The organism is Photobacterium atrarenae, from assembly GCF_024380015.1.
GTDB classification, from domain to species: Bacteria; Pseudomonadota; Gammaproteobacteria; order Enterobacterales; family Vibrionaceae; genus Photobacterium; species Photobacterium atrarenae.
Window position 1 is genome coordinate 1,847,869 of the sequence record NZ_CP101508.1, and the last position, 12,203, is coordinate 1,860,071.

At 43.6% G+C, this 12,203-nt stretch carries 10 protein-coding genes; all 10 read right to left on the minus strand.

What is annotated here, in order from left to right:
- Positions 1–44 precede the first annotated feature (44 nt).
- The 10 genes from NNL38_RS08875 to tssA all read right to left on the minus strand — a co-directional run bounded on the left by NNL38_RS08875 (position 45) and on the right by tssA (position 12,196).
- Entirely contained in the window at positions 45–524 is a 480-nt protein-coding gene (locus NNL38_RS08875; RefSeq protein ID WP_255387698.1) for an Hcp family type VI secretion system effector, read from the minus strand.
- Positions 525–732: 208 nt separating this feature from the next.
- A complete protein-coding gene (gene tssH, locus NNL38_RS08880; RefSeq protein ID WP_255387699.1) occupies positions 733–3,330 on the minus strand; it encodes a type VI secretion system ATPase TssH in 2,598 nt (865 codons plus the stop codon).
- Between the two features lie 35 nt (positions 3,331–3,365).
- Positions 3,366–4,346 (minus strand): type VI secretion system baseplate subunit TssG, encoded by a 981-nt coding sequence (gene tssG / locus NNL38_RS08885; RefSeq protein WP_255387700.1) that lies wholly within the window; start codon positions 4,344–4,346, stop codon positions 3,366–3,368.
- Positions 4,343–6,172: a type VI secretion system baseplate subunit TssF gene (gene tssF / locus NNL38_RS08890; protein WP_255387701.1), complete on the minus strand. Its 1,830-nt coding sequence runs from the start codon at positions 6,170–6,172 to the stop codon at positions 4,343–4,345. Before tssF ends, tssG begins: the two co-directional genes overlap by 4 nt.
- A gap of 2 nt (positions 6,173–6,174) precedes the next feature.
- Positions 6,175–6,648, minus strand: coding sequence for a type VI secretion system baseplate subunit TssE (tssE, locus tag NNL38_RS08895; RefSeq protein WP_255387702.1), 474 nt, complete (start codon positions 6,646–6,648; stop codon positions 6,175–6,177).
- Between the two features lie 18 nt (positions 6,649–6,666).
- A complete protein-coding gene (locus NNL38_RS08900; protein WP_255387703.1) occupies positions 6,667–7,458 on the minus strand; it encodes a type VI secretion system accessory protein TagJ in 792 nt (263 codons plus the stop codon).
- A gap of 3 nt (positions 7,459–7,461) precedes the next feature.
- On the minus strand, positions 7,462–8,853 hold the full coding sequence (gene tssC, locus NNL38_RS08905; RefSeq protein ID WP_255387704.1) for a type VI secretion system contractile sheath large subunit: 1,392 nt from the start codon (positions 8,851–8,853) through the stop codon (positions 7,462–7,464).
- Between the two features lie 202 nt (positions 8,854–9,055).
- Positions 9,056–10,546 carry a type VI secretion system contractile sheath large subunit gene (gene tssC / locus NNL38_RS08910; protein WP_255387705.1) on the minus strand — a complete coding sequence of 497 codons (1,491 nt, stop codon included), beginning with the start codon at positions 10,544–10,546 and terminating at the stop codon, positions 9,056–9,058.
- Positions 10,543–11,055 (minus strand): type VI secretion system contractile sheath small subunit, encoded by a 513-nt coding sequence (gene tssB, locus NNL38_RS08915; protein WP_255387706.1) that lies wholly within the window; start codon positions 11,053–11,055, stop codon positions 10,543–10,545. The genes tssC (NNL38_RS08910) and tssB overlap by 4 nt, the downstream gene beginning before the upstream one ends.
- Positions 11,056–11,170: 115 nt before the next feature.
- Complete coding sequence (gene tssA, locus NNL38_RS08920; protein ID WP_255387707.1) at positions 11,171–12,196, minus strand: type VI secretion system protein TssA; 1,026 nt, start codon at positions 12,194–12,196, stop codon at positions 11,171–11,173.
- Positions 12,197–12,203 lie beyond the last annotated feature (7 nt).

The following is a 12,203-nucleotide window of genomic DNA, read 5'->3' on the forward strand; positions in this document are numbered from 1 at the left end:
ACGATAAATACGGGATAGTTTCTATCCCGTATTTAAACACTCAATTACATTTGCTGCCCTTTAACGCCACTGTAACCATAAACAAGCGGCGCTTGAACGTTGTTCAGGTCATCTGTTGGCGTTACAGTCATCATCATTTCAGTATAAGAAATCGTGATCGTTTCTACTGGACGATCATCTTGAATCGAAACACTATAGTGAGAAATCATGGCATCTGTTAATTCGATCTTCATGATTTCTTCAACCTTCTCACCCTGTTTAGTGATGTGGAAGGTTGCTGGCTTGCCTTTACCAATCGTTGCTTCTTTAAATAAATCCGGTGACGCCTTGTCTTGAAGCTTAGTAATTGTCATGTCGTAAAGACGTGTTGAGCTAGCTTCACGGTCCTGAGCTGTACCTGTATATGACGTAATTTCACGGCCTACACTCCAGTCAACAGAAAGCAAAGTGATCAGATCTTTGTACTGCTCTGCTGTAGCTTCACCTTTAATATCGGCATATTTCAGATAAGTATTAGATTGCATGCTAATCTCCTATAGCATTACTTGGTTAATCCCTATTGGGTCACGATGAATTATTTATATGATTATCTATAGTTAACAAAAACACCAGATAAACTTAATGTGTTATTAATCAATTAAAGCAATTCCTAATTGATGGCGATTATTGCACACCTATTTTACTTAATTAAGAACAGGGATTTTGTACTATGATCTTGCTCGCAAATTATCATTAGCCACCAATATTAATGACAATATCATTATTAACATAATCAACCATGATATCTTCAATGGATTCTTTCGCTGACACTTTATATAAAATTTCAGATGAAATCACTGGTAATAAATCACTTTGGATGAAATTAATCACATTTCTTGCACCAGCATTATTATCCATGCATCTATCAATTAGCAGATCATTAATCGAATCAGAAAAAGTCAGGGTTGCCTGATAATTTTTACTTATCCGTTCAGAAACTTTTTCGAGTTGCAGTCGAATGATTTCCTTCAACATGACTTGATTTAGGGGTAAATATGGTACGACATTGGCTCTTCCCAAAAAGGCCGGCTTAAAGACGGTCAACAGATCGTCATTTAACGCTTCTTTCAAGCCCTGAATTGTAGGTGCTGTTTCTTCATCTTCAAATAGTGTCAGAGTTGTTTCCGTTCCGACATTAGACGTCATAATGATGATTGTATTTTTAAAGTCTATCTCTCGCCCTTCCCCGTCCTTGATAGTACCTTTATCAAATACCTGATAAAAAATATCCTGAACACCAGGATGCGCTTTTTCCATCTCATCCAACAGAATAACGCTGTAAGGGTTACGGCGGACAGCCTCTGTCAGCACGCCGCCCTCTCCGTAGCCGACATATCCAGGTGGTGAGCCCAACAATAGGGAAACTTTATGCTCTTCCTTGAACTCGGACATGTTGATAACAATAACATTATCTTCGCTACCATAGACCTGCTCCGCCAACGCCAGTGCTGATTCCGTCTTACCAACACCACTAGGGCCAGTCAGCAAGAACACACCATTTGGCTTTTGTTCATCGCTTAAACCTGCCCGAGCTGTTTGAACAACTTTACTCATCAACGCCAAGGCGTGATCCTGGCCGATAACACGCGCCTTCAATTGCTCATCTAATGTCAAAATCGTTTCTATTTCGTCACTCTGCATCCGACCAAGCGGAATGCCCGTCCAGTCAGAAATGACTTCGGCAACCAGTGCTTCATCAACCTGAAAAAACACCATGGGTTTTTCAGATGCATCCAACCGCGCTTTAATTTGTAGCAGTGTCTGTAGATCAGCCTCGCTGTCTTCTGCCGTCTGATCGATCAATTTATGCGACAGTCGCCTTGCTTCCGTGACAAGCTCTTTTTCAGCTTGCCAACTGCTTCTTTTCAGCTCGAGCGCCGTAGCAACACTGTCCAGCTGAGCTTTCAATTCAGCGATCCTGCCCGCCGCAGTGGCCCCCGTAACAAGCTCTTTTTCCAGAATAGCGAGCTCAGCTTCAATCTGTTGTTGCTGACGAATTAATAATTCAACATCACTGGGTACGCTAACCTGGCTCATAGCAACACGTGCGCAAGCAGTATCGAGTAGTGAAACCGCCTTGTCCGGCAACTGCTTCCCACTGATGTAGCGATTAGACAGCTTCACAGCAGCTTGAAGTGCTTTATCTGTGATCATGACGTTATGGTGTGATTCCATCACGGGGAGCAAACCACGCAACATGACAACAGCGGTTTCTTCATCAGGCTCCTCAACTTTAACAACCTGAAATCTGCGAGTCAGTGCTGCGTCCTTCTCGAAAAACTTTTTGTACTCGGCCCAGGTTGTTGCAGCAATCGTACGCAACTCGCCCCTTGCCAGTGCAGGCTTTAACAGATTAGCTGCATCATTTTGGCCTGCCTGCCCACCGCTGCCAATCAGGGTATGTGCCTCATCAATAAATAGAACAATTGGCTTAGATGACTGCTTCACTTCTTTTATCAGGCTCTTCAGACGGCTTTCAAACTCGCCTTTCATGCCGGCACCAGCCTGTAGCAGAGCTAAATCCAGTACTTTGATGCTGATATCCCGCAGCGATTCCGGAACATCGCCTTGTACAATTCGCTGTGCCAGCCCCTCGACGACCGCGGTCTTACCAACCCCCGCCTCACCGGTCAAAATAGGGTTGTTCTGACGACGCCGGGTTAGAATATCGATCATCTGGCGGATCTCGTGATCGCGCCCCAAGATGGGATCTAACTTCTGCTCACGAGCTTGCTCTGTTAAATCAATGGTAAACTGCTCAAGCGCCTGCTGACTGATTCCTAGCGACTTTTCCGAACCGTCCAATTCGGCTTGGCCTGCCGCTTTTGGCGCTATTTCCGGCCAGGCTACCATCAGCCGTTGCGGTTCTACTTTTGCCAGTTGCGGTATGTCACGGAAAATCATTGCGCCAAGGCTATCATCACTGACCAACGCATAAACAATGTGCACAACGGAAATGGTGTCATCTGCAAAGTCAATGGTTGCTGACATCCAGGCTGTTCGGAGCAGAGTCACAATATGGCTTGATAGGCCCGGTGGCTGAGAGCACCCTGTTTCAAACCGATCAAGTTTCTGTTGAAGTTGCTCGTTGAGCTGAAAAGCATCAATATCGAAGTAGTGAACGATGGCATTCAGAGTGTCATCAGGTTGCTCAAGTAATGCAGACAGCCAGTGATGAATCTCTACACTGGTGTGCGTTTTGCTGTTGCATAAGGCAGCAGCTGCTTCCAGCGACTTTTTACAACCTGGCGATAATTTGTCTACGAGAGACTTCAATGTCATTGTTGACATAGTTTGATCCTTATTTTCTATAACAGCGACTGTCTTCACTGAATTGGAATTGTTATTTTTTGCTTCATCCGACTTTTACTCGGGAATAGTACCCCGCCCATCCCCAGCCGAGGCCCAAGGTGGCTCAGGCGGCATATAGGGAGACTCTGAATACCAGCAGATATTTTCCATTTTGCCTGTATTGATGGTGGCAAATAATGACTCGCCAGCCTGAAAAGTGTTTCTTTTAATCCATCATTATTCATCAGTGCGGAAAGGGTAGACTCGTTATCAATAACGACTTCAATCTCGATTGCTGATGAGATGTCCCAGGCACGCTGGCCAATCATCGTACTGACACCCAGCCTCGCATGATTCCCTTCCGGGTTCACTCGCGTAGCAAGCTGAGTCTGCTCTTCGGCATCTAAGCTTATCCACCGACCAACAAACTCGGTAATATGAATCTCACAACCGCTCACCTGCGCTAACATCGATTTGAGGCTTGACGTGTTGCGAATGTCGCCAGAAAAGAAACCACCAAAAAAAACGGAGATATCATCAATAGAGCCCGTGATAGACTTCAGCACATCATCAAATGTCGATTGATGCTGAGTAAGATACCTTTCGTAATCAATATGATACTGATACTTCTCCCATGCCCTGTATTGGAGAGATATTAGCCGGTGATTAAAAATATCGAAGAAATCACGCATTGCTGTGTCTTTATTTTTAACCCGTTCCAAAATGAGTTCTGTATAATGCCTTGGTAAAGCACCATTCGGGCCCGTCAGTCCCATCAAGTTCACATCGACAACGATCTTGCCATCACTTTCATTACCCACACGGATCGAATCAATGACCGAGCCGGTAAACCCCAGGTGCTGAGGAATGGAAAACCTGATCGTTTCATTAACAGGCTGACAATCAGTGCCAAACTCTGTTTCATCAGCGAGGGCATTTGTATATTTTTTCAGTGCATAAATGGTTCCGTAAAAGTCATCCGTATTCAGCGATGAAATCAGCTTTAGATTATTCATAACAAGGCCTTCCCGCCTGCTTGTGCCGGCCAGCGATGATAAACCTGGTTACTGCCTCGTAATTTAGCACTCAAACGGCTAAAACTGTTGATTGCTGTAAACTGCGAGAAAAAGCTCGACAGCACAGTGCCGAAGAAGAATAAATTTATCCCTGATAAATCATTAGTACTAAACTCAATCAAGATCTCTGAGCCATGGCAAAAGCCAACCTTGCCATTTTGAACAACACGCGCATTGCATGGGCTTACTGACAAATCTGTAATGGACTCTATCAGGGCCTTACTTTGAGGTGTTTTCTCAAAATCATATAACCTCAACACTTCTTTAAGGGTGAGTAAGCCGTCCTTCCCCGAGAAATGATTTAGTGTTAAATGTTTTGAGAACTGCCACCTTGAGGATTCTTCAAAATCAGGTCTCACTGGGGGGGTCGGCGCAAAGAGACAATCAACCTTTCCGATCGAGTCTATTTTCTTCACCACAGACATCTTCGGTTGTCCACCACCATAAGGTAAACGAATAGGCAAGTTTCTATTGCTGCACTGCGCAGTGACTGCGACGATCCACTCTTCGTGTTCATCCGGTGAAAATTCTTTGTCGAAGTTGTTGACAACATTCATATAGCATTCACAGCCCGGCTCTGAGTGTCCTCCTGCCCAATCACTGATTTCTCGTCTGATATGCCAGTACATTTCATTTTCGCAAAGGTAGTTACTCACTCCTTTGCCGTAAAACGGATTAACCCGCACTCGATTATCATTTTTATCAAACGCATCAACATTCTTGATATAAACAACTTCATTAATTTCAGCTTCGTCGTACCTGGGTACCAGAAGATGTTCATTGATTGATGGCGCTAACGAAAAAGGCTCTAATTCTTGTTCAAACAAGTTGATAATTGGTGTGCACCCAAGCAGAATATTCTCTTCTGTCACTTGCTTTTGTAAAAAGTCATTAACATCATCGAAATAGAGATATAGATAGATCTCATCAGTGTTGCTGAAATGGCTCTTTTCAAGCTCCGTAACCTCGAAAAACAAGAATTTCTCAGGGAAAATAAAGTTTTCAACGAGCAGGCGATAACCACTAAAACTCTGATTCTGATATGGGACAACTTGATGTTTCTCATCAAACCCGATGGGTTGTATATGTCTTGGTTGCAACAATGCCGTGATTTCACCACCATCTTCCGCTGCGAATGCAAGTCCAAGATTAGATTTAAATATCAGCTGATAAAGGGCAAGGCTCACCTGACTCGGACCGTTCAGATAAAATTTGAGTTTGCTGATATCTAACTCTGAAAGGTGAACATTATCGAACTCAGTTTTCAACTTTAACTTTAAAACAGATTTCGTTGTTTTGGTGAACTTTGGATTAGGCGCTTTAAAAGGTGCATTCTCGAATGTTGCTTCAACAACTTCCACAGGCCACAACTCAGTGTCATAAGCTGTGGTGAACTTACACGGTTTAAATCCGTCCACGCTGGTTACAACTTCACTACCCTTAGGCAGCTCAAGACAACTATCCGTAATATTCTGGGTCGACATTTTTATCATTGCCATAGAAGGAATTGGCGCATAAAAATCGGGAAAAAGTTGCCCAACCAGAGCTTCTGTTAACTGTGGAAAGGCATCATCAAGTGACCGTCGAGTCTGAGCTGTCAACAATGCAAAACTTTCGATAAGCCTGGAGACATGCGGATCCTCCATGTGTTCTTCACTCAACCGGAGACGCGTCGCAACTTTAGGATAACGCTTAGAAAACTCATCTCCCATATGGCGGATGTAAGCTAACTCACGATTGAAATACTTTAAAATCTCATCACTCATAATTATGACTCGCTTATTGTAAACCCTAGTGACACAGGCTCAACCTCAGAGTTAAAGGCAATTTCTTCCGGTTCCGGCCGGGTATGAAGCAAAGCATGAATTCGCAACTTTAATGTCCGCTCAAGAGGCTGTTCCTCCTCAATGATAGAAACGGAAACATCAATAAACCTTGGCTCGAATTTTAAGATCGTTTCTTTTATCGTGGCACAGAGCCGTTCCTTACCGTCCATGCTGCTCAAGGGCATAGAGGAGAAGTCAGGTAAGCCATATGACAGCACTGACCTATCCAGCTCGCTTAAACTTTCAGGCCAAGTCAACCATTGCTTTTTAGCGTTCAAGAGATTTTCCAGATCTCTTCTGACGCTATGCTTCATGTCACGCCAGGTAAAATAACTCAGCGAGTCACGCTCACTTTCCGGTGACTCATCTATTAATTTATCGATAAATGAAGGCTGCAATTGTCGATTTAAATTCATGCCTGATGGCCCGCAAAATTATACAGTGGATTTTTCAAGTCGTTTTATCTGCGATAGGGGCAAATCATCATCCCCAAACAGCATCATTTTTTGCCCTTGCCCCACAAAGACATCACTCGCTAAATGCTCAACCCACTCCGTTTCCCGCGCCAGCTTGTGTTGATCTGTCAGGCTATTGAGGTAAGTCATCGGTATGAAAGCTTCTCCTTGCAAGCCCCCTTCAATATCTACCACAGCTTTACGCCAGACTATTTCGACCAGCGAAGAAACTGGTTGGAACTCAAGGCTTAAAATTGCATCAATTGGTACAAGGTAATAGTTACCATCCGTTCCAAAGAGCTCTAAATAGCCCCCCAGCGAATCATCAATGTCACGAAGTGTCGTGCTCTTCACCCCATCTACCGTTACTGCCGAAGACACACGGCTTTCTTCTAGTGCTCTGATAAATTGTAAGTATTCCTCAGAGTCTTCTTGAATATAGGACAATCTTGACTTGAGTAAATTCTCCGAGCTTTGATCGCCACTGCGTATAATGACAGCACTTGCTTTTCCTTTAGAAAAGTCTTCTCTGGCCACAGCACTGCGAAGTAACTGTCGTAGATTGTTCGCCCCAGTCAAGTAATCTGGGTTTTGCTTAACAATTAAGTTCAGCTGTTGATCAGCGCGCTCATACTGGCCATCAATGCATAGCAATTCAATGAACGTACTTCTCAAGGTCGCGTCACTTGGACTAGATTTTAGAGCTTGAGTGATACAGTCAATTGCTTCAGATAATTGAGACTCCTGAATGAGCTCTTTGATTTTTTTCATGCTTTATCCCGTAGTATAATTATTTGGTGAGAGTTCAGTGATAAGCCGCATACTGGACACCATTTCGTCTAACTGGAAATGCGGGCGAAGGTGAATAATGGAATAAAAATAACCAGTCCTTCCAGCATATTCACGAACTTTAATTTTAGCCTCGTTCAGCGGATATTTAGCCCTCACTTCATCTGAAGCCTCATCTGAAGCAGTGGTATATTGAAACAGCCAACGCTGAAATTCATTCTCAAGTTCTTCGGCTGTATTATAAGAACCAATCTTGTCTCTACCCATCACTTTTATATAGTGCGCAAATCTAGATGCACATAATGTATATTGCAGCATAGACGACAATCTAGAGTTCACATTCGCACTTTCAGACTCATATCTTCTGGGCTTATTAACAGAGGCATTACTATAAAAAGCAAGATACTCGGTCTGATACAACGCAGACAGAGGAATGAAACCACCATCCGACAGCTGTTTTTCCAGATGATCTCCAACCTGTAAGTCAACAGCAGGCTTGAGCATTTCTACATTTCTCGACAATTGGATTCGGCTTTTGGGGAGATTGAACACCAACCCACGCTTAAATTGCCCTGGCACAATGCCTCGAATTTGACTAAACCACCCCGACTCAGAGAATGCTTTCAACGTGACTGCAGCAAAAGCGTAAGCACCATTTCCCCACAAGTAATCTGTCTCGCTATTTTGAATTTTTTCATTGAAATAAAAGCACTCTCGCCGTGAACCATCTCGTTTATAAGGCTCCCGCATCAACATGCTTGGCACAACGATCCCCAGAAAACGAGAGTCTTCAGATTCTCTTAAACTTCTCCATTTAAAATATTCTGCTTGCGAAAACTGTGCGGCGATGTCTTTCACATGAGCTAGATCTGAAAAGCGATCCACACCAAAGAGGGAAGGATCAGCAGCCGTAATAAATGGCGCAAATGCGGCAGCAGAAGCACTTGATATACCTTGTAATGTATCAATGTCATTACTTGACAAGCCAGAATGAGACTTATGAGATATTCGATAGTCTCCAAGCAATAAACCAAATGGCTCACCACCTGGCATAGTGAATTCATTGCTGTAGATTAATCTGAAAAAGTCACTTTGGTCAAAATCTATCGCTCGTCCGATATCACGGCTGAGTTCATGCCAGTTAAGGTTAATTATTTTAACCTTGCATGTCATCTCAGTTTCGCAGCCACTATTTTGCTCCGTCAGATAACGTATTCCTCGCCAGCTTGACTCTAATCTTTTAAAGTCTTCATAGTGTAAGATCTCATTAATTTGTTCGTTCAGCCTTTTATCAATCGACTCAATTGCCCGCCGCAACATAATCTTGATACGTTCAGCGGTTAAGTCAGATATATTTATATCTGGCTCTTTCTCCAACCATATCCTCAGAGACAAGTGATCCTCGGTAGTTTTTAGAAAATTATCTAATAACTCCGATTGCGCGTACCAGATCTCTGCATGGCTCTCGCTATCAGTAAAGCTTGATAAATGATCTGTTTCGATAAATTTGATCGAGGACTGAATCAATTCACACCCATTCATTAAGAAGCTGGTTTTACACCAGCTTCCTAATCAGTAGTTATCCAATATCTGGAATTTTTGCGACTAGACGTAAAGACGTTGTCAGTTCTTCCATCTGTAACCAAGGACGCAGCCAAGCAATCGCATTGTATACACCCGGCTGCCCCGGAATCTCTTTCACTTTTACTTTGGCATCAGCAAGCGGATATTTAGCACGGATTTCCTGCCCGCCACCTTCAGACGCATTCACATACGACAGGATCCAGCGATTCAGCCAAGCCTCAACTTCTTCCGCTTCCATGTAACTGCCAATCTTGTCACGCGCCATCACTTTCAGGTAATGCGCAAACCGGGACGTCGCCATCATATAGGGTAAGCGTGCCGAAATTGCCGCGTTCGCAGTCGCGTCCGGATTATTATGCTGCTCAGGCTTTTGACAAGTTTGGGCACCGAAGAACACTGCATAGTTCGTATTCTTGTAGTGGCAAAGTGGCAGGAAGCCTAGTTTACCCAGTTCAGCTTCACGACGATCCGTAATTCCGATTTCTGTCGGACATTTCAAGTCCGGATCGCCGTCATCACTCAAGAAAATGTGTGAAGGCAAATTGTCAACACGACCACCTCCTTCTGCACCACGAATTGCGGTACAGAATCCGTACTTGGCAAAGGCGTCTGTCAGCTTGGCCCCCATCACATAAGAGGCATTCATCCAGCAGTAATCGTCATGATCTGCTTTTACAGACAGGCCCGACTCTTCATCGACCTGAAATTCTTCATATCGGAACGCTTCAACAGGTGCAGTAGCCTCACCATATGGTAAACGAGCAAGCACACGTGGCATCGTCAGGGTTACAAAGCGGGAGTCTGCACTTTCTCTGAACGAACGCCACTTTGTGTATTCAAGTGATTCGAAGACTTTCTCCAAGTCACGAGGCTTCGCAAGCTCAGTCCATTCATCAAAGCCGAACAAAGCTGGCGAGGCTGCTGATAAAAATGGCGAAAATCCGGCTGCGGCCACATTAGACATTAAACTCAAGGTTTCAATATCTTCAGGGTGGTTGGTAAACTCGTAATCACCGATAAGCGCGCCATAGGGTTCGCCACCCGGAGTACCAAACTCCGCTTCATAGACCTTTTTGAATATCTGGCTTTGATCAAACTCAACTGCCTTACTCAAATCTTTATGAAGCTCTTTTTTGCTCATATTGAGCATACGGATCTTCAGCGTCTGGCTGGTATTCGAGTTCATGACCAGGTAGTTCAGCCCACGCCAACTGCCCTCAAGCTTCTGTAATTGTTCATGGTGCATAATTTCAGCAAGTTGAGAAGAAATCGCTGTGTCAATTGCAGCAATCGCTTCTCTGAACGTGACAGTCAGGTTTTTATTCCAGGTAACAGTCCCCTTCAGCGCTTCTTGGGTAAGCGTACGCAGCAATTCTTCGGCGCGGGAGCTATCTGTTTGTTTCGTTGCAGAAATAGCTTGCTCAAGCAGAGAGATGCTTTCCTCGGATCTATCCGTATCATGCGTAGTTAAAGTGCTAGTACTCATTCTGACGGCTCCTTACTTCCTATGCTTAATTCATCAGACAGCTGTTGCAAATCCTTTGTATTGTTCAGCACTGACTCCAGCAAATTCTCTAACTCTTCAGAGCGATCAACTTTAGTCATCAGATCACGAAGCTTATTGCGGGTCTCCATCAGCTTACGTAATGGATCGACCTGGTTTACAATGGCAGCAGGTTCAAAGTCAGCCATTGATCTGAACTCTAAATCAACTTCAATGTCAGTTCCGTCATTGGCAAGTTTATTCTCTACCTTAAAACTAAGTTTAGGGTTCATCTTACCTAGTACATCGTCAAAGTTATCTCGATCAATTTGTATAAACCGACGATCTTTAATTGGTTTCAGTTCTTTCGTGTTTTGACCTGCAAAATCACCCATCACACCAACAACAAACGCAAGTTCTTTCTTAACCGTAGAGCCTTCCGTTTCCACATCATAGGTGATATGTACTCTCGGCTTACGTACCCTTGATAATTTCCCATGGATACTTTCCATTTTACTCTCCCTTTCTAGTCAACCTGAAAAGATATACGCTATTCATCTGAGTTTGAAACAATACCAACAAGGCGGAAGTAACCTTTCCGAGCGTCCCCATCTGATATTAACTCTTCTAATAAATCCGGTAATGACATCGCACTCCAGCGAATGACTTGCTCAATACCGTAAGCCATCGGTGAATGTGGCTCTGTTTTTTAAAAAATTCGGCAATTAACTTTAAATTATCAATGGCATCGCTACGCGAATTAAGAGCCATGCTCAAGTCACTACGTCCAGCCATATGATCAACAACTTCATCCGACACTTCAGATAGCGGATTTTCATCATTTGGAGTCATAAAAAGTAACTTATCTGCTGCCAGATACTCCACTGTATCTTTGCAAATATTCAACTTTTTCGTAATCTGAGAAGTTGGTACCGGTGTGCCACAAGCTCGGTCCATGACTGCAGATAACGCATCAAACTCTTGTATAGAAAATTCAATGTCTTTATACAAGGCCTGATAAAATTCAACGCTCGATGCCAAGACCGCATCATTAACATCTTTTAATGAAACTCCGCCTGCCGCAATTTTTTGCTGTCGTTTGTCTTGATCAAGGCGTTCAATATCAACAGCTTGTTCATATTCCCACAATGAAAAACATTTATCATTGTGAAGCTCAGTCAACGGTATACAGCTGATTGGCATCAAAAGCGTACCTTCACCATCAACACCGTTGAGCCCAATCAAAGGAGAGATGCGAGTTTCCAAGCCATCCTCATCAGGCTCCGGGTAAAGGTCATCCCAAAATTCCTCAATCAGTAAACGAGCAACTTTAAAACCAGTACCCAGTCCCTTAAAACCATAATTTCTTGTGAGTCCCTCGATGTACCAGGCAGCATATTCAAGATCTTTTGCCTCGTTAGCAAGAAGCTCAGGGACTTGCCTAAGAATTTGACGCCATTTATCAGACAAACTTAATAGCGGCTCATTATCAATAAGCGCTAATCTTTCTGCTGCACGAGCCTGATTCCTGACATCCTTCAACAGATAATAAGGTGAATGAGGCGATGTATCTGAACGGGGGTCATTACCCGTTTGACTCTCGGCAGAAATAGGTTTTAATACCCCTTCAAAATCAAGTTGAATGTTATCCATATCACTC